General features: G+C 50.3%; 20 protein-coding genes. 18 read left to right on the plus strand and 2 right to left on the minus strand.

All coding sequences use genetic code 11. The annotated features are described in order from the left end of the window. Positions 1–247 precede the first annotated feature (247 nt). The 7 genes from aceE to P1U47_RS01065 all read left to right on the plus strand — a co-directional run bounded on the left by aceE (position 248) and on the right by P1U47_RS01065 (position 12,123). Positions 248–2,893, plus strand: a complete 2,646-nt coding sequence (gene aceE, locus P1U47_RS01035; RefSeq protein ID WP_301026866.1) for a pyruvate dehydrogenase (acetyl-transferring), homodimeric type — start codon at positions 248–250, stop codon at positions 2,891–2,893. 21 nt (positions 2,894–2,914) lie between these two features. Beyond that, positions 2,915–4,549: a dihydrolipoyllysine-residue acetyltransferase gene (aceF, locus tag P1U47_RS01040; RefSeq protein WP_301026654.1), complete on the plus strand. Its 1,635-nt coding sequence runs from the start codon at positions 2,915–2,917 to the stop codon at positions 4,547–4,549. Between the two features lie 334 nt (positions 4,550–4,883). Continuing rightward, positions 4,884–6,371 carry a circularly permuted type 2 ATP-grasp protein gene (locus tag P1U47_RS01045; protein WP_301026655.1) on the plus strand — a complete coding sequence of 496 codons (1,488 nt, stop codon included), beginning with the start codon at positions 4,884–4,886 and terminating at the stop codon, positions 6,369–6,371. Further along, positions 6,368–7,300: an alpha-E domain-containing protein gene (locus P1U47_RS01050; protein ID WP_301026656.1), complete on the plus strand. Its 933-nt coding sequence runs from the start codon at positions 6,368–6,370 to the stop codon at positions 7,298–7,300. Before P1U47_RS01045 ends, P1U47_RS01050 begins: the two co-directional genes overlap by 4 nt. Positions 7,301–7,521: 221 nt before the next feature. Further along, complete coding sequence (locus P1U47_RS01055) at positions 7,522–10,053, plus strand: circularly permuted type 2 ATP-grasp protein (RefSeq protein WP_301026657.1); 2,532 nt, start codon at positions 7,522–7,524, stop codon at positions 10,051–10,053. Beyond that, a complete protein-coding gene (locus tag P1U47_RS01060) occupies positions 10,050–11,117 on the plus strand; it encodes a transglutaminase family protein (RefSeq protein WP_301026658.1) in 1,068 nt (355 codons plus the stop codon). Before P1U47_RS01055 ends, P1U47_RS01060 begins: the two co-directional genes overlap by 4 nt. A gap of 250 nt (positions 11,118–11,367) precedes the next feature. Further along, complete coding sequence (locus tag P1U47_RS01065) at positions 11,368–12,123, plus strand: SDR family oxidoreductase (RefSeq protein ID WP_301026659.1); 756 nt, start codon at positions 11,368–11,370, stop codon at positions 12,121–12,123. A gap of 38 nt (positions 12,124–12,161) precedes the next feature. Here P1U47_RS01065 and P1U47_RS01070 read toward each other — a convergent pair whose 3' ends face one another. Next, positions 12,162–12,638, minus strand: coding sequence for an Lrp/AsnC family transcriptional regulator (locus P1U47_RS01070; RefSeq protein ID WP_301026660.1), 477 nt, complete (start codon positions 12,636–12,638; stop codon positions 12,162–12,164). 355 nt (positions 12,639–12,993) lie between these two features. On the opposite strand from P1U47_RS01070, the gene P1U47_RS01075 reads away from it, so the two are divergent. The 4 genes from P1U47_RS01075 (at position 12,994) to P1U47_RS01090 (ending at position 16,150) form a co-directional block, all read left to right on the plus strand. Next, positions 12,994–14,511: a DUF3336 domain-containing protein gene (locus P1U47_RS01075; protein ID WP_301026661.1), complete on the plus strand. Its 1,518-nt coding sequence runs from the start codon at positions 12,994–12,996 to the stop codon at positions 14,509–14,511. A gap of 219 nt (positions 14,512–14,730) precedes the next feature. Then, on the plus strand, positions 14,731–15,171 hold the full coding sequence (locus tag P1U47_RS01080; protein ID WP_301026662.1) for a YeeE/YedE family protein: 441 nt from the start codon (positions 14,731–14,733) through the stop codon (positions 15,169–15,171). Then, positions 15,168–15,578: a DUF6691 family protein gene (locus P1U47_RS01085; RefSeq protein WP_301026663.1), complete on the plus strand. Its 411-nt coding sequence runs from the start codon at positions 15,168–15,170 to the stop codon at positions 15,576–15,578. The genes P1U47_RS01080 and P1U47_RS01085 overlap by 4 nt, the downstream gene beginning before the upstream one ends. A gap of 95 nt (positions 15,579–15,673) precedes the next feature. Next, complete coding sequence (locus tag P1U47_RS01090) at positions 15,674–16,150, plus strand: DUF2505 domain-containing protein (RefSeq protein ID WP_301026664.1); 477 nt, start codon at positions 15,674–15,676, stop codon at positions 16,148–16,150. A 24-nt stretch (positions 16,151–16,174) separates the two neighbouring features. On the opposite strand, the gene P1U47_RS01095 is transcribed toward P1U47_RS01090, so the two are convergent. After that, complete coding sequence (locus P1U47_RS01095) at positions 16,175–17,143, minus strand: tRNA-dihydrouridine synthase (protein WP_301026665.1); 969 nt, start codon at positions 17,141–17,143, stop codon at positions 16,175–16,177. Positions 17,144–17,271: 128 nt separating this feature from the next. Between P1U47_RS01095 and P1U47_RS01100 the strand changes: the two genes are divergently transcribed. The 7 genes from P1U47_RS01100 (at position 17,272) to gspF (ending at position 24,527) form a co-directional block, all read left to right on the plus strand. Beyond that, a complete protein-coding gene (locus P1U47_RS01100) occupies positions 17,272–18,036 on the plus strand; it encodes a hypothetical protein (RefSeq protein WP_301026666.1) in 765 nt (254 codons plus the stop codon). Positions 18,037–18,203: 167 nt separating this feature from the next. Next, a complete protein-coding gene (locus P1U47_RS01105) occupies positions 18,204–18,377 on the plus strand; it encodes a rubredoxin (RefSeq protein WP_301026668.1) in 174 nt (57 codons plus the stop codon). 92 nt (positions 18,378–18,469) lie between these two features. Then, a complete protein-coding gene (locus P1U47_RS01110; protein WP_301026669.1) occupies positions 18,470–18,640 on the plus strand; it encodes a DUF3012 domain-containing protein in 171 nt (56 codons plus the stop codon). A 177-nt stretch (positions 18,641–18,817) separates the two neighbouring features. Next, on the plus strand, positions 18,818–19,690 hold the full coding sequence (gene gspC / locus P1U47_RS01115; RefSeq protein WP_301026670.1) for a type II secretion system protein GspC: 873 nt from the start codon (positions 18,818–18,820) through the stop codon (positions 19,688–19,690). Further along, a complete protein-coding gene (gene gspD / locus P1U47_RS01120) occupies positions 19,687–21,834 on the plus strand; it encodes a type II secretion system secretin GspD (protein ID WP_301026671.1) in 2,148 nt (715 codons plus the stop codon). The genes gspC and gspD overlap by 4 nt, the downstream gene beginning before the upstream one ends. A 1-nt stretch (position 21,835) precedes the next feature. Next, positions 21,836–23,320, plus strand: coding sequence for a type II secretion system ATPase GspE (gene gspE, locus P1U47_RS01125; protein WP_301026672.1), 1,485 nt, complete (start codon positions 21,836–21,838; stop codon positions 23,318–23,320). Then, complete coding sequence (gene gspF / locus P1U47_RS01130; RefSeq protein WP_301026673.1) at positions 23,307–24,527, plus strand: type II secretion system inner membrane protein GspF; 1,221 nt, start codon at positions 23,307–23,309, stop codon at positions 24,525–24,527. The genes gspE and gspF overlap by 14 nt, the downstream gene beginning before the upstream one ends. Positions 24,528–24,531: the final 4 nt, after the last annotated feature.

Below are 24,531 nucleotides of genomic sequence, written 5' to 3' on the forward strand. Positions count from 1 at the left end.
AGCTGCTGTAAACCAGTAGCTTTGGAGAAAATAAATCCTATTATTCGGGTATTCGCTGACTCAAAAGGTTGGCGTTTAGCCCAGCCGGGCCAGGTGATAACCGTCACCAACGGGCAGAATTCAAACACCTCGAGCTGATCGCTCGGCGGTGCGCCAGTTGTAAACGGAACACTCCCAAGCTTGATGCTTGCTGGTCTGGACAGCCCACTGTTACTGCTAAGGACTGTGTATGTACCAAGACCAAGATTTGCGCGAAGACCTAGATCCCCAAGAAACCCAAGAGTGGCTCGAAGCCCTCGATGGCGTATTAAAAAACGGTGGCCGTGCCCGCACCGCATTTTTAATGAAACGCTTGGCTAAGCATGCCACACGTGCAGGGACTCAGTTACCCTCGGCAATTACTACTTCGTTTCGCAATACTATTGAGCCTAGCGATGAACGGCGCATGCCTGGCGACTTATTTATGGAGCGTAAAATCCGCTCGATGATTCGCTGGAATGCCTTGGCAATGGTGATGCGTGCCAACGACAATAATGAAGGCTTGGGTGGTCATATCTCCAGCTTCTCGTCGTCGGCGACCCTCTACGACGTGGGTTTTAACTATTTCTTTCGCGGCGGTGAAAAGGCCGATCTAATCTACTACCAGGGCCACAGCTCGCCGGGTATGTATGCGCGTTCTTATCTTGAAGGGCGAATCGATGAAACCCAGCTCGATAACTTCCGTCGCGAAGTTGATGGCGGCGGCCTGTCGTCTTACCCCCACCCGTGGCTGATGCCAGATTACTGGCAGTTTCCCACGGTGAGTATGGGTCTAGGTCCTATACAAGCAATTTATCAAGCTCACGTAATGAAGTATCAGCACAGCCGCGGTCTGGTTGATCACGGCGACCGCAAAGTGTGGTGTTTTATGGGTGACGGCGAGAGTGACGAGCCGGAATCCTTGGGTTCGATTGCTTTGGCGGGCCGCGAAGGTCTCGATAATCTGGTGTTTGTGGTGAACTGTAATTTGCAGCGCCTCGACGGCCCAGTGCGGGGCAATGGCAAGATTATTCAAGAGTTAGAGGGCGTATTCCGCGGTGCCGGCTGGAATGTGGTTAAGGTTATATGGGGCCGCCACTGGGATAAATTGCTGGAAAAAGACAAGACCGGTTTATTGCGCTTGCGCATGAACGAGGTGGTTGACGGCGAGTTGCAAAACTATAAAGCCAATGGCGGGGCGTATACCCGCGAGCATTTCTTTGGCAAATACCCCGAGTTGCTTGAGTTAGTTAAAGACCTGTCTGACGACGATATTATGTATCTCAATCGCGGCGGTCACGATCCCTATAAAGTTTATGCAGCTTACGCTAAAGCAATGGAAACCAAGGGTCGGCCGACCGTGGTCTTGGCAATGACCGTAAAAGGTTATGGCTTGGGCGAGGGCGGCGAAGCTCAGAACGAAGCTCACTCGGTGAAAAAGCTCGATTTAGAAGAGTTGAAAAAATTCCGCGATCGCTTTGGTGTGCCAATCAGTGACGAGGATTTGAAATCGGTTCCCTATTACCGGCCCGCCGAAGATAGCCCAGAGATGGTCTATATGCGCAAGCGTCGAGAAAAACTCGGCGGCTTCCTGCCCGCACGTCAGGCTGATTTTGAAGCCTTGAAAATTCCAGAGCTAGACAGCTTTAGCGCTCAGCTTAAAACCACCGGTAAACGTGAAATTTCCTCGACTATGGCATTTGTACGAATGCTGTCGAGCTTAGTGAAAGACAAAGACATTGGTTCGCGCATTGTGCCGATTGTGCCCGATGAAGCGCGCACCTTTGGTATGGAAGGCATGTTCCGCCAGCTCGGGATCTACTCCTCTCAGGGGCAGCGTTACACCCCCCACGATTCTGACCAGATCATGTACTACAAAGAAGATAAACAGGGTCAGATTCTGGAAGAGGGTATTACCGAAGCGGGGGCCTTCTCAGCGTGGTTGGCGGCGGCGACGTCGTATAGCAATCATCACTACCCGATGATTCCATTTTATATTTTTTACTCCATGTTTGGTTTTCAGCGGATTATGGATTTGGCTTGGGCGGCGGGCGACTCCCAAGCGCGGGGCTTCTTGCTGGGTGCAACCGCTGGTCGCACTACCTTGAATGGCGAAGGTCTGCAGCATCAAGATGGCCACAGTCATTTGATGGCGAATATGATACCCAACTGCGTGTCGTATGACCCAACCTACTCCCACGAACTGGCGGTGATTATTCAAGACGGTATGCGCCGCATGTATCAAGACAAAGAAAACGTCTTTTACTATGTAACGGTAATGAATGAAAATTACGCTCATCCAGATATGCCAGAAGGCAGCGCCGACGGCATTATTAAAGGTCTGTATTGCCTTGCGCCAAGCGCTGTTAAAAAGCCAAAGCTAAAAGTTCAACTAATGGGCAGCGGTACCATTTTGCGTGAAGTAGAAGCCGCAGCAGCAATCCTCAAGGCCGACTATAAGGTCGAGGCCGATGTGTGGAGTGCGACCAGTATTAATTTGCTGCGCCGCGATGGCTTGGATTGCGAGCGCTGGAATATGCTACACCCAGAGAGTGATGCTCGGGTGCCCTATGTTACTGAGCAGCTGCGGGGTCAGCAGGGGCCAGTTATTTGCGCCACCGACTATATTAAATCTTATGGCGAACAATTGCGGCCTTATATTGAGTCGCGCTATGTGGTTTTGGGTACCGACGGTTACGGCCGTTCAGATACTCGCGCCAAACTGCGCGCCCATTTTGAGGTGGACCGTCATTATATTGTGGTGGCTGCGCTTAAAGCCTTGGCAGATGATGGCTTGATTGCATTAAGTGTTGTTAGCAAGGCCATTAAGGCCTTTGGTATCGACACTGAAAAAGCTAACCCACTGCATCGCTAATTTATAGAGAAGGATTTTTTTGTGGCTAAAGAAACGGTAAAAATTCCTGACCTCGGTGGCGGCAGTGTTGATGTTATTGAGGTGTGTGTGGCGGTCGGCGATGTGGTCGCCAAAGAAGACTCGCTCGTGGTTTTAGAATCAGATAAAGCGTCAATGGAGATTCCGTCACCCATGGCGGGCAAGGTTTTAAGCATTAGCCTTAAAGAGGGCGCGACCGTCGAAGCAGGTGACGTTATTCTTGAACTTGAGGTTGAGGCGGCAAAATCTGAAGCGAAAGAGGAGGCGACTCCCCCTGCGTCAGCCGTCGCTGAAAAAGCAGCGCCAGCACCGGCCCCGCCAGCTAAGCAGGAAAAAAGTTCGGCACTAGAAATGATTAAAGTGCCAGATGTGGGCAGCAGTGACGGCATTGATGTCATCGAAGTCTGTGTTGCGGTTGGCGACGTGATTAGCGAAGGCGACTCATTGGTGGTGTTGGAGTCTGATAAGGCTTCTATGGAAGTGCCGTCGCCGTTTAGCGGCAAGATCACCAAAGTTGTCATGAAGGTGGGTGACAGCGCTAAGTTGGGCGCGGAGATCGCTGAAATTGAGCGGGAAGTTGCGGCTGCTGCCGATGTAAACGAAGCCAAAGTCGAGACAGAAGCGCCAGCGCCAGAAATCTCTAAACCGGCGGCTGCAACTGTGTCGCCTACCGCAACTGCGCCGGTGTCAGCGGCGCTGGCTGCGAAGCCTGAACCTACCGTAATCAGTCATGCCGATGTTTACGCGGGTCCTGCGGTGCGGAAATTGGCTAGGGAGTTTGGTTTAGAACTTGAACAAATGGCGGGCACGGGGCCTAAAGGCCGAATCCTCAAAGAGGATGTGCAGCAATTTGTTAAAGACTTGGCCAAGTCTAAGGTAAATACTGCGGCCAGCGCTGGTTCAGCATTACCACCGCTACCAACGATAGATTTTAGTCAGTTTGGTGAAATCGATACCCAGCCTTTGAGTAAATTACACAAGCTCACTGCCGCGAATATGCATCGCAGCTGGGTGAATTTGCCCCATGTAACTCAGTTCGACGAAGTGGATATCGGCGAGCTAGAAGATTTCCGCTCTGGTCTAAAACGCGAGGCGGAGCAGCGCGGAGTGAAATTAACGCCGTTGCCGTTCTTGCTAAAGGCGGCTGCAGTCGCATTGCGCGAGCACCCCAAGTTTAATGCCTCGCTCAGTGCCGACGGAGAAAGTATGGTGTACAAGAAGTACATTCATATTGGGATTGCCGTTGATACGCCCGCAGGCTTGATGGTGCCGGTAATCCGTGATGTGGATAAAAAATCCCTGTTGGACCTAGCGGCCGAAACCGCCGAGTTGGCGCAAAAGGCCAAGGACCGCAAATTGAAACCGGCGGATATGCAAGGTGGCTGCTTTACGATCTCTAGTCTTGGCAGTATTGGCGGCACGGGATTTACACCGATTATTAATGCGCCGGAAGTGGCAATTATGGGCGTCTCTAAACTGGCGATAAAACCGGTGTGGAATGGCAGTGAGTTTGAGCCCCGCAAAATGCTACCGGTGTCTTTATCCTATGATCACCGCGCTATTAATGGCGTTGATGCAGGGCAATTTTTTACCTTTATGGGTGAATTGCTTGCGGATATTCGACGGCTATTACTGTGAGGCCGTGATAATAGTTTTGCTTTTTAGTGGCAAAGTTTTTAAAACCTTCTTCACTATAGTGAAGAAGGTTTTTTTTGGCCAAATGATTTGATTGACTTGATTCGGGCCGCAGAAAGGGGCTAAGTCAATGCGTGTGGACGTGATTATAAATGAGCCTCCCTATTGTTGTGCGACTTGGCTTAGCTATTGCTAGTCACTATGTAAGTAAATGGGGCAAGTCTATGACTTATCGTGGTTTTTGCTCCTTGGTGTGGCCTTGTAAGACTAGGGAGTGCACCATTATGGCGCTCTCCCAGTTGGGCCATGTGTTTACAATGCTTTGGATACGATGCGAATGAGAGATAAGAAACACGAAGAATCTGACGGAATAGATTGGGATCGTTATCCATCAGGTGATTTTTTTGACGAAATGATTACCGACAAGGGCAAGGCCCGTCCCGCAAGTCGGAAAATAGTTAAACACCTCGGTGAATTTAGCCGCGAAGAATTGGAAAGTCGGCGGGTTGCTGCCGAGCGCACTGTTCGCGATATGGGCGTGAGCTTCACGGTGTATTCTGATGGTGAAAATATCGATAGGACGTGGCCCTTTGATTTAATTCCTCGTGTTATTAGCGCAAAAGAGTGGGAGCACACCGCTAGTGGCCTTAAGCAGCGGGTTAAAGCCCTCAATATGTTTATTAACGATGTGTACCACAAACAGCAAATTTTTAAAGATGGCGTGTTGCCCGCGTACCTGATTAAAGATTCTAAAAACTTCCGGCCAGAGTGTGTTGGTATCAACCCGCCAAAAGGGGTTTGGGCGCATATCTGCGGTTGTGACCTTGTGCGCGATTCAGACGGTAAATTTTATGTGTTAGAAGATAACCTGCGGGTGCCCTCTGGGGTGGCGTATATGTTGGAAAATCGCGAAGTCAGCAAGCGGGTTTTGCCGGAGTTTTTTGAGAATAATAATATTCTGCCGGTCGATGATTACTCAACTAAACTCTTTAATATGCTGGCGTCGGTATCGCCGCGGCGAGTACGCCAGCCAGAAATTGTCATACTTACCCCAGGCATTTATAACTCGGCTTATTTTGAACACGCTTATTTAGCCCAGCAGCTCGGGATTGAACTGGTCGAGGGCAGTGATTTATTTGTGGACGATGACGACTGCGTGTACATGAAGTCGATTTCGGGCCTTGAGCGGGTCGATGTAATCTACCGTCGTATTGACGATTTGTTCTTGGATCCAGAAGCCTTTCTGCCCGATTCTATTTTGGGTGTGCCTGGCTTAATGCGCGCGTGGCGGGCGGGCAATGTGGCGCTGGTAAATGCCCCAGGTGCAGGAGTGGCAGACGATAAAGTGGTCTACGCCTATGTACCTAAGATGATTGAATATTATTTGGGGGAGGAGGCAATTTTACCCAATGTGGAAACCTATCTTTGCGACGACCCCGAACAACTGAAATATGTGCTGGCCAATATAGAGAAATTAGTGGTTAAGCCCGCCAATGAATCGGGTGGCTACGGCATGATGGTGGGCCCACACGCCACCAAAAAAGACCACGAGGAGTTCCGGAAATTGGTGGTAGAGAATCCGCGCAATTACATTGCTCAGCCGACATTAAAACTATCGACGGCGCCAGTTCTTACCGGTCCTGGCGAGGCTGAACCGCGCCATCTCGATTTGCGGCCCTTTGTATTACAAGGTAAAGACTTGGATGTGACCACGGGCGGCCTTACGCGAGTGGCGCTGGTGAAAGGCTCGTTGGTGGTGAATTCCTCGCAGGGCGGTGGCAGTAAAGACACTTGGATTGTGGCTGAGGGGAGGGCTAAATCATGATGTTGTCGCGAGTTGCAGAGCGTGTGTATTGGTTTGGCCGCTATCTTGAACGGGTGGAAAGTATGGCCCGACTAATTCAGGTTTATACTGGTTTGCTCTTTGATTTACCTAGAGATACTGGCATCAGCTGGCATAACCTTGTTATTGCTAGTGGCAGTCACGCCGAATATAACCGCCGCTTTACGGTACAAGACGAAAAGCGTGTAGTGAAATTCTTACTGGAAGACCTCAGTAATCCGAGTTCGCTGGCGTCGTCGTTGCGCATGGTGCGTGAGAATATTCGCACCACCCGCGACATGCTGCCACCAGAGAGTTGGGAGTTAGTTAACGAGTTTCAAATTTACGTAAATGATCATATGGCGCAGGGACTTAGTCGGCGTTATCGCCACGAATTTCTTGGAGAAATCGTAAAAACCTGCCAGCAAATTAATGGCCTAATTGCCGATACCATGCGCCGTGATGCCGCTTGGCATTTTTTAAATATGGGCCGCAGTTTAGAGCGGGCTGATATGACGATTCGTATTCTTGAAGCCGGCGCTAGTATGTCGAGTGACTTTATTGAAAGCGACATCAATCACGTGCTTGATGTGGTTTGGGGCAGCGTATTAGGTACCTTGAATGCCACCATGCCCTATCGGCGCACCATGAAAGTAGCGGTAAATGGCGATGACGCCGCGCGCTTTTTACTGGAAGATGAGTTGTTTCCGCGCTCAGTTCGATGCGGGCTGCTCAGAATGCGAGATTCGGCCAATTTATTGCCTAGTAATGAGCTGGTTATTAAAAGTTTAGCGGCTCTGCTAGATACCGTGGCAAAGGGGAGCGACTATACTGACGTGTCGGCGGCGTTTCCAGCATATCTAACTGCCTTGGAAAAAAGCTCGATAACTCTGCACTCAGCCATACAGGATACGTGGTTTCAGCCCGCCTAATCGAGGTGCGAATAAGTGTATGTCACAGGGCCGAGTATTTGCTCGGCTTGGGTACATGCGGTAATCTTCCGTCCTCGTGATTTGCTGCTGGTGCCGAAGGGGGTTTATTTTGTGGGTAATTAATGTTGCCAGCTGGAGAATAAACTCTAAATAGCGCGGTAGCGGTGTTCCCAGCGTTTGGGAAATCCCTTTCATTGACCTTTGTATTTGGCATCGCATCCATGTTAACTGATCGTTTTGTGTACACCCCTCAGCATGAGCAGTACGATGAGGTTGTCGGTAAAGACGGCCAAATTCGCGAGCACTGGCATTATCCTATGCGGGTGATGAACGCCATGGGCATGGAAGCGCTAATCGAGCGTCAACGCACCGCGAAGCGAATTTTGCGCGATGACGGTGCAAGTTATAGCCCTGGTGGCCAGCTTAACGTCAGTCACACGTGGAATCTCGATTTACTGCCGCTGATCCTGTCTAGTCAAGAGTGGGAGGGCATCGAGAACGCCCTGCGCGAGCGTGCCGAGTTGCTGAATTTAATTCTCAGTGACTTGTATGGCGAGCGCAGCCTGATTACCAATAAAGTCATTCCTCCGGCGGTGTTGTTTAGCCATCCTGGATTTTTGCGCGCCTGCGACGGTATTCGGCTGCCTGGTGAGCATCAGCTAATTTTTCATGCTTCAGACCTTGTTCGCTCGGCAAGTGGCGAGTGGTTGGTGATAGGCGATCGCACCCAAGCGCCCTCTGGCACGGGTTACGCACTGGAAAACCGCACAGTGTTACGGCGAGTTATGCCCAGCCTATTCCGTGATGCTCATGTGCATCGCTTGTCTAACTTCTTTTTGCAGTGGCGCCGTAAGCTGGCGGAACTGAGCCAAACCAAAGATGCACCCTTGGTGGTGTATTTAACCCAAGGCGCGTTTAAAGAAAACTCCTTTGAAGACGCTTACCTAGCGAATTATCTAGGCTATCCCTTGGTACAGGGTCGCGATTTAACTGTGCGCAAAGGCGCGTTGTGGCTGAAGTCGCTCGACGGCTTGCGGCGGGTAGATGTGGTTTTGCGCCGGATTGACGACAGTGTGGCTGACCCCGTGGTGTCGCGGCAGAGTTTTGGTCAGGGAATTCCCGGTTTAACCGAAGTGGCTAGAGCTGGTGGGGTGGTTATCGCCAATCCATTGGGCAGCGGTATTTTGGAAAATCCGGTGTTGGCGAAATATATGCCGGCCATTGCTCGCCACTTTTTGGGACGCGATTTACGATTGAATTCGGTGCCCACGTGGTGGTGTGGCGATGCTAAAGATTTAGAGTACGTTAAAGCCCATTTCGATGACTTATTAATTCGTCACACCTGCCGAGTGCCTGGTCGACACAGTGTGTTTGTTGCCGAGCTAAACGGCGAAGAACGGCTTAGCTTACTCGCTAAAGTTTTAGCCAATCCAGTGGATTATGTTGCGCAGAGTGCGGTTAGGCCCTCACAAACACCGGCCTTAGACGGCAAGGTATTTAGCAGCCGACCCCTAGTTTTGCGCGGTTTCACGGTGGCCAGTGGTAGCTCTTATTCGGTAATGCCCGGCGGGCTGACCCAAATAGGCACCCATACAGACACCCAGCACATTGTTAGTCAGTACGGTGGTGGCAGTAAAGATACGTGGATTTTGGCTTCTGAGCCCGAAATTGAAGACAGTGTTTTTGAACCAGAAAAACTAGCGAGACAGGCGCAAGCGCTGGATCGTAACTTTAGTTTGCCAAGCCGCGTTATCGATAATCTGTTTTGGTTTGGCCGCTATGCCGAGCGGGCAGAATCGGGATTGCGCTTAGTGCGAACGGCCTTTGAAGAGCTGAATAGTATCGAACCACTGTCGCCAGAGAGTCGGCGAGTACTATTGCGCTCGGTAACCCATGTCACCGGTACGTACCCGGGATTCACCGCGAAAGCAGCAGATTTTGACGCGCCAGAGCACGAGCTTTTAGATATTGTTTCCAATCGCGGTCGGCCAGGCAGCATAGCCCACTGTCTGGAAGCCATTCTGCATTCGGCAGATGGCGTTAAGGAGTTGCTGTCAAACGACATGTTGCGCTTAGTAAATGATATTCGCGATGGCATGGAGTTTTTGAACAAAAATTTAGAGAGTAGTTTGCAAGCGGCCCCCGATGAATTGCTTGACCCGCTGATTACCAGCTTGCTGGCGCTGTCAGGTCTTAGCCAAGAGAGTATGGTTAGGGGGCGGGCGTGGCGCTTTATGGAGATGGGGCGTCGTTTAGAGCGAGCGCAGAAGACGGTCGAATTACTTAGCCGGACGCTAGTGAAAAATGTCTCGGATGCTCAAAATGTGTCTCTATTGAAGCCAGTGCTGGCCAGTTTGGAATCACGTATTGTATACAAGCGCTATTATCGCAGCGGTTATCGCTTAGATAAGGGTATGGAGCTATTGTTATTTGATCGTGAGAACCCGCGCTCGGTGATGTTCCAACTCGAAAGTTTGCGTAATCATTTAGACGAGGTGGTTGGCCCCAATAAGAGTATCCAGTTAAGTGAGGATATGCGCTGTATTTTAAGGGCGACCAATACCTTGTTGATGACGCGTTTGGATGAATTGTCGGTGCGCGATCCAAGTACGGGTGAGCACGCCAAATTGGGTGATTTACTCACTCAACTTGACGCTGACCTTAAAGCGGCGTCGCAAGCTTTGGCAGATCGTTACTTCGATCACGCTGCGGGGCCGCAGCCTGTTGAAATGAGCGGCAGGGGATTGGAATGAAATACCGAGTCAGACATTCAACACGTTACGAATACGCCGATCAAGTGAACCAAGGCTATAACGTCGCTTATCTTATTCCGCGCGAGTGTAATGGTCAGCGGATAAATTTTAGCGATATTCGCATAATACCAACGCCGGCCAGCAAGATTAAACGAGTGGATTATTTCGGTAATGTGGTGTGCCATTTTACCGTGGAAAAACCGCATCGTAGCTTGGAGGTCATTGTTGACAGCGAAGTGGAAATTGCGCCCTCTGAGCCGCGCTTACTCAGCGGTGGAATCACTTGTGCCGAGGTTCGCTCGGTGCTGCTCAATGGCAGTAATAGTGAGGATATTAAAGCCTCTGAATTTTGCTTTGATTCTCCAATGATTGGCGCGAGCAAAGAACTGAGTGATTTTGCCCGCGATTTGTTTAGCCCAGAGCGGCCCTTCCTCGAGGCGGTAAGCGCACTGAATTCACGGATTTTTAACGATTTTAAATACGATCCTAGTTTTTCAACCGTGGCCACGCCACTGAAAGACGTGATGGCCAGTCGCCGAGGGGTATGCCAAGATTTTGCCCATTTAGCGATTGGGGCACTGCGGGGGCTGGGTTTTGCTGCGCGCTATGTGAGTGGATACCTTGAAACTCTACCGCCGCCTGGCCAAGTGAAATTAGCGGGCGCCGATGCTTCTCACGCGTGGTTTTCGGTGTATATTCCCGGCGATGACTGGCAAGACTTTGACCCAACCAACGACGTGATGCCGGCCGATCAGCATATCACCACCGCGTGGGGGCGAGATTATTCCGATGTTACGCCCTTAAAAGGGGTTGTCTTTGGCGGCGGCGGTAAACAGGTTTTATCGGTTGCGGTAGATGTGTCGCGGGTTGAATCGCCAGCAGAGCGAGCTTTGTTTGCAGCGAACGCGGGCGATATGCCAGGGAAAAACCAGCAAAATCAGAGTCAGCAAGCGCAAAGCCAGCAGGCTCAGAGTCAGGCAATACAAACATCAACTCAGGTTTTGCAAACTCAAGTTTTACAGACTCAAACCCAATCACAATTGCCACCGCGCAACTTGCTTTAGGGGCAAAGGCTACAGTATTAAGTCCTTGTAGAGCGATTGTAGTTTGCCGTTGTTCACCTTTAAGGCTTGGCCGGCTAACGGCTGCGGCCCTAAATACACGCTTGCATTTAATCTTTAATGCGAAGTGGTGGATAGTTTGCTGTTGGCGACTATTATTCTGAATGAGATGCCTTTCGTAATCAGGTCATTTTGGTGTGACGGCAAGTGTCTAAGGTAATGCGTTGTGGGCGTGGTGAGTGGGGTGGGTAAGATGGCTGTTCTCGAGAATAAAATAGCGGTAATTACTGGCGGTGGTCAGGGGGTTGGCGCCGGTATTGCGCTTGCCCTTGCCGCAGAGGGTGCGGTGGTTGCAGTGCTGGGGCGCAACTTAACAAAGTTGGAGGCGACCTGCGCGGAAATTCACCATCGCGGAGGTGAAGCTCAGGCCTTTGTCTGTGATGTGACGGTAGCCGAGGATATCGACGCGGCGGTAATGGAGATTGTTGATGAGTTTGGCGGCATCGATATTCTGGTGAATAACGCACAAATCATCCCCCTTGGGCGCCTATTGGAAGTGAGTGATGAGGAATATCAAGAAGGCATGGCTTCTGGGCCGCTAGCGACCTTCCGTTTAATGAAAGCTTGCTACCCGTTTTTACGGGGCGATGGTTGTATCGTCAATTTAGCTAGTTCGGCGGCCATGCGTCCCGATTCTGCCGGCTTTGGGGCCTACGCTGCGGCTAAAGAAGCAATTCGTGCCCTGAGTCGCGCTGCCGCCTGTGAATGGGGTGAAGATAATATTCGGGTGAATTGTATTATGCCCTTGGCTATGTCGCCGGCAATGAGCCGCTGGGTGGAGAGTGGCAGCGACGACGTTGAAGAGTTTCTCGGCTCAGTTCCCTTGGGGCGGGTGGGCGATTGTGAAGAGGATATCGGCCGCGTGGTGGTGTTTTTGTGCGGGCCTGATGCCAGTTATATCACCGGCCATACCTTGCCCGTCGATGGCGGGCAGGCATTCATACGCTAATTTGCGTTGCTTAGGCGCTGGTTAAGGCTTGTGGCGCATTAAAGTTGGCTGTGTAGCGGTAATTCAGTGGTGTTCTTGATTTCAGTCACTGCAATATGGGAGTGCAGCTCGCGGATCATACTAAGGGAGAGTAGGCGGTCACGGACAAAACTTTCATAGTTGCGGATGTCCTTAACAATTATTTTCAACATATAGTCCCATATTCCCGTCATGGTGTAGCACTCTAGCACTTCATCAAAATTACTCACTGCATTTTCAAATTCAACTAAATTTTGCCGTCCAGAGGTGGTCAGGTTAACGGTGGCAAATACAACTAAATCCATTCCTAGTGCATGGCGATTTAGCACGGCAACTTTCTTGCGAATCAGACCATCCTGTTCAATACGGTTGATTCGCCGCCAGCAGGGTGATTGCGACATGCCAACAATGTCGGCGACTTCACTGGAGGTTTTGCTGGCATCAGTCTGCAATATGCTGAGAATGTTGATGTCTTGGCGGTTTAAATCGCTACTCATTAGAAACCTTTGGTTTAGGTTGCTAGGTGTGTTCTATACCTATTTAACGTAAATATAGAAGATACTAATTCATTTTTCTTGGTTTTTGATGATTTTTTAGGCGTCCATTCACTTTAGGTGTAAATAGTGATATCGCAAGCTATTTTCATTCGTTTAACACCGTCAATATGCGGCTTTTGCAGTTGAGATGTCGTATTTGTCGGCAAAATTCGTTAATCTTGGTTGCATGTGTGGCACGCTAGCCAGATGGTCGCAATTACTTAGAAACACCTATAGCCAGTGTCGTAATGATTGATTAGAGTGATATTACGATTTATTGATGCTTTAAACAGTATCGAATTGAATAGGACTTAATGTGAAGAAACTGGAAGATAAGCTGCGCCATGCAACTAGCTACGAAGAGTGGAAGGCGCTGGCAAAAGAGCATGATCGCTGTTCCGGTCGCGAGCATTGGAAAAAGGTCGATAAAACCAGTCTTTACGATTACGCCTCAATTCGCTCCCGTTTGGAACGGTTACGGTACTTTCGAGAAAACGACGACAATATTGGCTTACTCTTTTCGTTAAATGAAGGGATTCACGGCAATATGGGCGGTATGGGCAAGCCGGTATTGTATGCGCGCGCAAAGTTCGGCACTAAGCAGTTAGTGCATGACTATGTGGATGCGATTAACGACTCTTTAGATCACCTCGCCCAGCTTGATTCCGATCATCCCAGTTTTCTTGAGCGTTTGGATTTTTTCCGCCGCGCCAATAAATGCTATGGCAAATCGGCGTTAATGCTTAGTGGTGGCGCGGTATTAGGCAATTTTCACGTTGGCGTTGTTAAGGCGATGGTTGAGCAGGATCTGCTCCCAGATGTAATTTCAGGTTCCAGTGCCGGCTCCATGATTGCGGCAGTATTGGGTACCCGTACCGACACAGAGTTAAAGCATTTTCTGGATGCGGATAATTTGCGTAAAGTTTTACTGGCAGAGGTTGAGCTCGTAAATGGCCGGCTTTCGGAATCGTCACCGCGAATTAATCACCAGCTGCTAAAAGAGAAAATTGCTAAATTAATACCCGACGTTACGTTTCAAGAAGCATTTGAAATGACGGGCCGGCATATCAATATTTCGATTTCGCCCTCTGATGTACATCAAACCTCGCGATTACTGAATGCGATTGCGTCACCCAATGTGTATATTCGCAAAGCGGTATTGGCCTCTTGCGCGGTTCCCGGTATATACCCCCCTGTGATGCTTGAAGCAAAAAATGTTCACGGTCACCCACAGCCCTATTTGGCTACGCGGCGCTGGATAGACGGCTCAGTCAGTGACGATTTGCCGGCTAAGCGCTTGGCGCGTTTATATGGGGTGAATCATTTTATTGTTAGCCAAACCAATCCAATTGTACTTTGGGCGCTGCACGACTCGAAGACCGAAAATAGCGGCTTAATAACGGCCCTGCGACAGCTCGGTGGTCGTACTATTAAAGAGGTCTCTAAGGTTGGTAGCAGTGTGGCGCGGAAATATTTTAAAAACTCACCTCGCGTGCGCCGGATGAGTAATATTATCTATTCGGTGATCAATCAAGAATACACTGGCGATATCAACATTATTCCCCGATACCGCTTTTTCGACCCGCGCAAGCTGCTTACCGAGCTAACGCCCAAGGAATTACAGTTTTATATTCTTGAAGGCGAGCGGGCAACGTGGCCTAAGCTTGAAATGATCCGTGCCAGCACCAAGATAAGCCGCAAGCTCGCGAAAATTTTAGAGCTTTATGAAGAGGAGGAGTTTAGTCGTTTATCAAATGGTAAGGCTAAGGCTAAGGCTAGAGCTAAGCCACATCATCTTGGCGCGGAGCTGACTCGACATAATGTTAGCGCGTAGCGTGATGTAATTGTTATTTAAAGCCTGCAATTGCAGGCTTTTTTGTTTTTGGCGGGTATGCATTTGCTATGAGCACGTTTTATGCCTTTATGGCGTTGGTGCGGCGAAAGCATAAGTAGTATATTTATACTGGTAGGGGTATAGTTTGAGGCTGTAAGCGTGACTGAATTCTTCTCATTAAACAGCGCTGAACATTGGGTAGGTTAACGGGTGAGTGATATGGTTGTAAGTACGATGTTTACGCCTTGGCAGGCGATAGGGGGTGGCTGTTTAATTGGTGGCGCCGCGGTCTTGCTGATGTGGTCGATGGGTCGAATTGCCGGTATTTCGGGCATTGTCGCTGGGGCCTTAACTGAAACTGGTGGCGAGCGTAGCTGGCGGTTGAGTTTTTTGGCTGGTTTGTTCTTTGGCGCAATTGTCGCGGCGTATTTTAGTGGCGCGCTTGTCGGGGTGCAGAGCGTGGCATCCATGCCCGTGTTGGTTGCTGCTGGCTTGCTAGTGGGGCTTGGTACGCGAATGGGGGGTGGTTGTACCTCTGGTCACGGGGTGTGTGGTATTTCTCGGTTTTCGCTGCGTTCCGTGGTGGCGACTATGGTGTTTATGGCCAGTGGTGCGGTTACGGTATTCGTGATTCGCCATTTGTTGGGAGAGGGTGTATGAGTCGCTTAATTGTACTGCTTGCCGGTGCTTTATTTGGTGCGGGGATCACTATTTCGGGAATGGCAAATCCTGCCAAGGTACAAAATTTTTTGGATATCAGTGGTAACTGGGATCCGAGCTTAGCTTTTGTTATGGGCGCAGCGCTAGTCATCGCAACACCTGGCTTTTTCTTTGTGCTTAAGGGGCAAAGGCCGCGCTTTGCAGAGGTCTTTGCGTTGCCAACTAAGAAAGATGTCGATGCTAAGCTGGTGTTGGGTGCCGTTATGTTTGGTGTTGGCTGGGGCTTGAGCGGTTTGTGTCCGGCGCCTGCGTTGGTCGCTTTGCTCACCGGTGCCGCGCCGTTCCTTGCTTTTTTACTAGCCATGTTTGCCGGTATGCTCGTGCATCGCTTTGTATTTGAAAGGTAAATTCACTGATAGTCGCCATATCGACATTGGGGTAAGCTAGTCCTCGAAGTGAGCCAGTTAAATAATAAGATTAATAAATACATAGAGGGCGCGATATGGCGGTGAAGTGTCAGTTTGACTGCGAAGTAGACGAAGTTTGGGCCTTGTTGTGCGACCCTGATTTTAGGGTGGAGCGGTGTGTTGCGCTTGGTGAGTTGAGTGCCGACTGTGACGTTGACGAGGGTGACGAGCAAGTTACTGTTCGTATGCACAGAGAGGTGGTTCGCGATTTGCCATCGGTGCTGGCTAGAATTTTTAATGCCAAGCAAACTTTAGACTTTGTTGAAAAATGGCAACGGCAAGCCGATGGTTGGGCCGGTATCTTATCAATTACAATAAAGGGGCAGCCGGTTGAGTTAGGTGCTAAATGTTCGCTATTGGCTACCCCTACTGGCTGTGAGTATGTCGTTGCTCACCACTGTAAGGCTAAAATCCCACTTGTCGGTGGTAAAGTAGAAAAATTCGTTTTGGCACAAACTGACGCTGGCGCTGTTGAAGAGTTTAATTACTTAAAGCGTAAATTGTCTGGCTGATACCCAAAATAGCGTTAAGTAAACTCACGCAGCCATTGCTAAATGGCTGCTGTGTTCTCCGATAGCTGCACTGAGATCAGCTGGAGTGTTAAGTCGCTTGATGCGTTCGAATAGTTGTTGTGCTTCTGGGTATTCACGGCGTAAATAACCGAGCCATTGCTTAATTGGCCCGCCAACATGACGTGGCGCGCAATTCATTAAGCTGTCTTCAAAAAGTGCCTCCACTAGTTTCATTATGGTGCGCCAGTCGTGCCGTTGATAATCTTCGCCGCGCAATCGCGACTTAATTTCGAGCGCGAGGTCTGGCCTAGCCAGCAAGCCGCGGCCAAGCATGACATGGCTGCACAGGCTCTGCTCTTTGCAGCGGGCGTAGTCCGCAGGGCTCCACACCTCACCATTGGCAATAATCGGTATTGTAGTAAGATCGTGTACTTGGGCTAATTGCTGCCAGTGCGCTGGGGGTTTATAGCCATCTTCTTTAGTGCGGGCGTGAATGGTGAGTGCGTTGGCCCCTGCTTCGCTTATGGCTGTGACAATGTCACGCAAGCGGCTGGCATCTTTAAAGCCCAGGCGTATTTTTGCGGTAACGGGAATATTGTCAGGAACCGCCGCGCGCATGGCCTTCACTATTTGGTGTAAAAGTTCAGGTTCGTCGAGTAATACCGAGCCGCCGCGGTGACGGTTAACGCATTTAGCTGGGCAGCCAAAGTTAGTGTCTATGCCTAGGGCGCCTAGACTTGCAGCCCGCGCCGCATTTTCTGCCATAGGCCCTGGTTCGCCGCCAAGTAATTGAATGTACACTGGCACCCCGCTGGGGGTTAGTCCGCCGTTCTCAAGCTCTGGGCAGAGGCGATGAAATACTCTGGGTGGCAGCAATTGATCACTGACCCGAACAAATTCCGTTATACAGCGGTCTATACCACCCACTGCGGTGATTAAGGCGCGCATACGGGCGTTGACAACGCCTTCCATCGGCGCGAGATGTAGTTCCATAGCAGGGTTCGTTGCGCAAAAGCACTATTGTATATCAGTGGTGGCTGCGGTGAAAAATATCTAGGCAGCCACTTACTGCGTAAAGACCTAAATTGGTTAGAATAGCGCGTGTTGAATAGGAGAGTGGTGTGTTGTTTCGAGGGTTGCAAGCACTGGGATTTGGCGTATTAACAGGGGCGCTGCTTGCGCTAATGGCGTGGCAATCGCCAGCGAGAAACGCGGTGAACGAAGAGGCGCTGATTTTTAATGCTGAAAATGCAGATTTATTTGGTGAATACCCCTATATAGAAAGCACACTGAGTTTGCAGACACTTGCGGTCGATGAGGGCGGGCGCTATGCCTTTGTTTATGTCGATGGGGTGCGGCTGCAGGTGCGCGCAGCCGAGCAGCTATTGCCGCCTTGTGTGCGACTGAGTGAGCTATTTGCAGATGCCGTGCTAATCGATAATTGTGGCAGTTACGCGTTATTGAGTTTAGCCGACGCCGCAGTTGGGAATAATGAAATCAATGTGCGGCCAAGTAGTGACGCCGAAATTGGCGTGGGTTCGCCAGCGATAATTGATTTGCGTCAAAACCCTGCGGTGGTGGCGTTGCTTGGCGATTATCGCCACCGCCTCTACACGCGCCCGCTTTCTCTGCGTGGCCGAATAAAGCTAGAAGTTCAAACCGACGTCACTGGTGGGCGACGCTATTACTTGGCGGTGGGCGAGGACAAAGTGTTGTTCAATTTGTTAGCGCTGCAAGCAGGTGATCGCGTAAAGGCGGTGAATGGTGTTGCGCTGTCGGCTGTTGAGGCCTTAACAGACATCTATGCTGATTTGTCAGAGCGAAATCAATTGGCGTTAACCTTAGAGAGAGATGGCCGCGATCGGGTACTATTATTGCGGTATTGAAGTGCTGGATCGATACTTGCTTTAAAATACGCATCTTGTCGACGGTGGCGCTAATAATTCGCCCGTTAATTAGATAGTATACGTCTCGGTTTAGTTGCCAGTCGGTATATTGGGCAGCTTAAGTGGGCGTGATTGGCAGGCGCGAAGGATTTTTGAAGGAGAGTTGTGTGAGCGAATTTAAGCAGTGGGAATGTGTTATTTGTGGTTTGGTGTATGACGAAGCTGAGGGCTGGCCTGATGACGGAATCCCCGCAGGTACTGCGTGGGCTGATGTGCCTGAAGACTGGGAGTGCCCAGACTGTGGTATTGGTAAAATCTATTTTGAGATGGTTGAAGCCTAAGCGCTTTTTCCGACTAATTGAAAGGTGGGTCGTGCTTGCGGGCATGACCCTCTGTTACACTCAGTAAATATATGTGTTACTAGGGATTTGCCATGAAGAAAACAATAACATTATTTGGTTTATTGGTGTCGGTGACCTTGATAACTGCCTGCGCGCCAGAAATTGGTAGTGACGCTTGGTGTGCGGGCATGGAAAACAAGCCGAAAGGCGATTGGACTATGACAGAAACCAAAGATTACGGCTCAAACTGCCTGTTTAAATAGGGTGGGGCTTGTAGTTCACGTGTTTTTTGCTGAAGTACTCATCAAGCGAGTGCTGTTGCGCGGTGTTTAGGCCCTCAATGATTACGAAGGAAGATTGTAAGAAAAATGTCATATAATTCGGCTAGTATTCGGCGCTTCGTGACCTTGATGGGGAAAGTCTGAGACGTGGATCAGTCTGTGACATTAATTAAACTGTTTTCCCCTCGGTTGACCAAATGGTTGACGGCTTTGTTGGCGGCGGTGTTGTTGGCGACGTTGGCAGGGCTTTGCTGGCAATTGGCAGGAATGTTTCGCGAAGTGCGGTTGCCGGTTGCCGGCGCGGTAGATAAGCCAAGTACGAATACTGCTACCCAACAATACGATGTTCAGAGTCTCCTAGCGGTACCATTATTTGGACTTAGGCCGAGCAGCCCAGTTACAGGGGCCGAAATCCAAAAGGACATTCGCCGCAGCGCATTAAAAATCACGGTAACTGGCTTGGTGGCGGGCAATGATGAGCGCGGTGTAGCCGTTTTACGCCATGGCAGCCAAACCAAGGCCTATGCCATCGGCGAGAAAATCGACGTGCCAGGTAGCGTTACTCTTTTGGCGGTATTGGCTGACCACATCATTATTGAAAACAATCGTAAGCAAGAAAAAATAGAGCTGGATCAAAAGGTCGCTGCGGCGGGCTTGCGAGCAGCGGGGGCGGGGGCTCCTCGTGCGAGTTATGCCGAAAACGTGGATTTGACCACGCCGGGTATTCGCGAATTAGTTGGCGACCCGCGTGACACTGTTCAAAATAGTCCCTTGCAGTTAGTTCGGTTTTTTTCAGTGAATCCGGTGATGGACGATGGCAAAGTAACAGGCTATGCAGTAAAGCCAGGCCGAGATGGTCGTTTGTTTTCTCAGCTATCCCTAGAACCCGGCGATGTGGTGTTATCGGTTAATGGGCAATCACTATCCGATATGTCGCCACAAGAATTAATGAAAATGATGGAAAACACCAGTTCCTATGAACTGCTGATAAAACGCGCAGACACCATACTCACCAAAAGATTTGATCTATGAAATCCATGTTTTTGAAAATCAGTATCGCAATTAGTTTGCTTTTTGTCCTGTCGGGCACGGCCCTGGCCGAACGCTTTGAACTGGATATGCAAAATGTCGATATTGGCGAGTTTATTGATACCGTTGCCAAGTTAACGGGCAAAACAATCGTTGTAGACAGCAGGGTGAAGGGCAAAATCACCGTGCAGAGTCACCGCAAACTCGATGCAGAAGAACTCTACCAAATATTTCTTTTGCAGCTTGGTGTCGAAGGGTATTCGGCGATCGAAGTTGGCGACGGCATTCTCAAGGTAATTCCCAACCAAGCTGCAAAAATAGAAGGTATTGAAGTTCAGCTTGGCCGTGGCAATACCGGCCGCAGTGAATCCATCATTACGCGAATTGCCCAGCTACAAAATGCCGATGCCGATGAATTGGTGAAATCGCTGCGGCCGTTGGTCGACAACAAAGTCGGTGTTATTACCAGCTATGCTGACTCCAATATTATTCTTATTACCGATCGTGAATCCAATGTTCGGCGCTTGATGTCGATTATTAATGCCATCAACTCAGTCGATTCACAGCTGATGGAAACGGTGGTTTTAAAGAATTCCTCTGCTGAAGAAGTCGAGCGTGTTCTTAGCAAGGTACTGTCCCAACAGACCCGCAAACGTGGCGCGTCTAAGCCAGTGGTGGCGGCAGATTCGCGTACTAACACCTTAATTCTATTTGGTGACGATGAGGCGCGCAGCTATTTGCGACGCTTGGTAGCTGATCTCGATAGCGAGGTGAGTACCCAGTCTAATATTCGCGTGCAATACCTCAAATATGCAAAAGCAGTTGATTTGGCGCCTGTGCTAAAAAGTATTAGCGATACTATCGTAAAAGGCGATGAGGCCGCTGGCCGTCCCGCCGCAGGTGGTGCTTCCTCGTCATTGATAAATATTGAGGCCCACGAGCAAACGAATTCTATTGTGATGTCAGGCAGCCCCCATATCATTACTGATTTGCTATCGGTAATTCGCGATCTTGATATTCGCCGCGCCCAAGTGTTGGTGGAGGCCATTATTATCGAAGTGTCAGATAATCGCGCCAAAGAGCTGGGTGTGCAGTGGTTATTTAAGGGCAGCAATGGCGGTAATCAACCTGCTGGCGGCATTAACTTTGGCGGTGGTGCCTCAGGTAGTAGCAGTACACCTGGTATTATTAGTCTGTTGGCGGGTGAAGAAGTGGCTGCGGCGGCGGCGAGTGGCGTTCGCGGTGCTGCTATTGGTTTGGGAAAACTCAAAGACGGCGCTTTTAGTTTTGCGACCCTGTTAACCGCCTTGGCCAGCGACTCAGAATCCAATATTTTGTCTACACCTAGCTTGTTGACCTTAGATAACGAAGAGGCGTCTATATTAGTTGGTCAGGAAATTCCTGTAATCACTGGTTCGACGTCCAGCTCAACAAATACCAATCCCTTCCAGACGATTAGCCGTCAAGAAGTGGGTATTAAATTATTGTTCACGCCCCAGATAAATGAAGGCGATGCGGTACAGTTAAATATTGAACAAGAAGTTTCTTCTTTGAGCCCATCAAATGACGCTGCCGACGTTATAACCAATAAGCGCACCATTAAAACCTCCGTGCTGGTTAACGACGGTGCCACCATTGTACTGGGTGGTTTGATCGATGATCAAATTACCGAGCAGTCAGCAAAAGTGCCACTGTTGGGCGATATACCCATTTTGGGTCGCTTGTTCCGCTCAGATAGCACCAGTAAAGTAAAACGTAATTTAATGGTGTTTATTCGCCCCACGATTGTTCGCGATCAGGCTACTTTGTCTGATTTAAGTGCTCGTAAATACAATTTTATCCGGGCCGAACAATTGGTTAAAGCCGAGCAGGGTATTAATCTATTCCCCTTTACCGATCTTGCGGTGCTGCCCGAGTGGACGGGTATGGATGCCTCACCGGCAGATATTCTGCCCCATAAACCTGTTCCGCCGCCGATGACACCGGCTGAAGAAGCAGTAGAAAAACGTGGTAATGCGCCCTTAGATAAACGCAGCGAGATTCAAGGCGAAGACGAGCGTGGCGAACGCACGCTTCATGTGAATTGCGAGGCGGAGGACGATTGTGCCAAGGCAGATTTAGTGAGTGTGACCGAGGCTTCACGTTGATATGTCCCAAGCCCTAACGTATGCCTTTGCCCGCAGTAACCGCGTTCTTGTTGAAGAGAGCGCCAGCGGGGAATTAACACTGCTGTGCTGCAAGCAAACTCCACCCGCTGCGCTTGCCGAAGTGCAACGGGTTATTGCCAAGCCCTTGCTGTTTAGCTTGTGTGAAGAGAAGTTTCTGCAAGACAAAATTAATGAGACCTTTCAGCGTCAGCAGGGCGATGCCATGTCGGCGATGGGTGATATTTCCAGCGAAGTGGATTTAGACCGCCTTGCTGAAGAAATACCCGAATCCCAAGACCTGCTCGACGCTCAAGATGACGCGCCGGTAATTCGCTTAATTAATGCCTTGTTTGGCGAAGCGCTAAAGCGGGACGCCTCTGATATTCACATCGAAACCTATGAAAAAACCATGTCGGTGCGGCTGCGGGTCGACGGTATTTTGCAGGAGGTGTTAACCCCGAGTCACCGTTTGGCGCCGTTGTTAGTGTCGCGGATCAAGGTCATGTCACGGCTCGACATAGCTGAAAAGCGTGTGCCTCAAGACGGTCGGGTGTCGCTGCGAATCGCAGGCCGCTCGGTGGATGTGCGGGTATCTACCATACCGTCTAATTACGGCGAGCGAGTGGTAATGCGCTTACTCGACAAACAAGCTGCGCGTATCGATCTAGAGCAGCTGGGCATGCCGCCGCGCACCCTCGATACCCTCAAAGATTTGTTGCAGCAACCCAACGGTATTATTTTGGTTACTGGTCCAACCGGCTCCGGTAAAACCACGACCTTGTATGCAGGCTTGATGGCACTCAATGATCGACGCCGGAATATTCTCACCGTTGAAGATCCCGTGGAATACGATATTGAAGGCATTGGCCAGACACAGGTTCACGCTAAGGTCGGTATGACCTTTGCGCGGGGCTTGCGCGCTATTTTGCGTCAAGATCCCGATGTGGTGATGCTCGGCGAAATTCGGGACCAAGAAACCGCCGAGATCGCCGTGCAAGCGTCCTTAACTGGTCACTTGGTGTTGTCGACCTTGCACACCAATACCGCGGTGGGCGCGGTGACGCGCTTGGTCGATATCGGCGTAGAACCGTATTTGATCGCCTCTAGTTTGAAAGGCGTACTCGCTCAGCGCTTGGTTAGAAAATTATGCCAAAGCTGCCGTCATCCCATTGTGCTGGATAAATCTGAGGCGCGCTTGCTGGGTGACCCGAGCTTAGAAGGGCGTGACGCTTTCAATGCCGCCGGTTGCGATGAGTGTCAGCAAACCGGTTACCGCGGCCGTCAGGGTGTTTACGAGCTGTTGGTTATCGACCGCGAAGTCGCCGAGCTGATTCATAATCGCGCTGGCGAGCAAGACATTTTGCGTCAGGTTGGCGATCATATGCCCTCCTTGATGGGCGAGGGCCGTCGCTTAGTGTTAGACGGCCAAACCAGTCTTGACGAGTTATTGCGCAGTGTTCGCGAGGGCAGCAATGCCGGCCTTTGAGTACCGTGCCCTCGACAGTGCTGGGGCCAATAAAAAGGGTATGATCGAAGCCGACTCTGGGCGTCAAGCTCGGCAGATGCTGCGCGATCAGCAACTATTTCCCCTCGAATTAAAGCAAACCCGCGACAAAACCCGCGCCGATAATGCGCGCAAGTCCTTTGGTGGCGCGCGGGTCGGTATTGCCGATTTGGCCTTGTTTGTGCGCCATTTGGCAACCCTGATTCAGTCGGGCATTCCCTTGGAAGAGGCGCTGGCCGCCACCGCCAAGCACACTCGCAAGCCATATCTAAAACGAGTTGTACTCGATTTGCGGGCGCGGGTACTGGAAGGTCACTCTCTTGCCGACGGTTTAAATGAACATCCTCGGGTATTTAATCCCGTATTCCGCGCCTTGGTGAGCTCCGGTGAAAAATCTGGTGACCTGGGTTTAATTCTCGATCAATTAGCGGAATACACCGAAGACAGCCAAAAGCTGCGCGGCGTGATTGTGCAGGCGGCCTTATATCCGGTGGTGCTGTGTTTGGTTGCCCTCGCCGTGGTGGGCGCACTGATGAGTTACGTGGTGCCCAAGGTTACAGCGCAATTTGCCCATTACGACCAAGCGTTGCCGACCTTGACTCGGGTTCTGATTACTTTGAGCGACGGTCTACTGGCTAACTGGCTGTATATTTTAATTGGGATTGTTGGTCTTGTGGCTTTCAGCCGCTGGTGGCTGCGCTCTCCCGAGCGGCGCTTGCAGGCCGACCGCGCTATATTAAAGCTGCCGTTGTGGGGCTTGCTAATGCTGGAGTTAGACGCCGCCAGAATGTTGCGGACCCTCGCGATATTAATGTCGTCTGGGGTGCCATTTTTAGAGACCTTAAAAGTTGCTTGCGACACCCTAAGTAATACTCACTTAAAAAAGAGTATGGCACTGGTGCGCGAGCAGGTGCGCGAGGGCAAAAGTTTTAGCCGCAGTCTTCAGGATGAAGCGCAGCTTCCAGCGCTGGCGATTTATATGATTGCCAGCGGTGAAGCGAGTGGTGAGATGGAGGCAATGACCCAGCGCGCGGCTACTAATTTAGAGCGAGAGTTACAGGCGCGGGTGCAGATGTTCGTCAGCTTGTTTGAGCCGCTGCTGATAGTGGTATTGGGTGGCGTGGTTTTATCGATTGTTTTAGCGATAATGCTGCCGATATTACAGCTAAATAATTTGACACAGTTTTAGGAGC

The sequence above is a fragment of the Zhongshania sp. genome (genome assembly GCF_029212375.1).
GTDB lineage: Bacteria > Pseudomonadota > Gammaproteobacteria > Pseudomonadales > Spongiibacteraceae > Spongiibacter.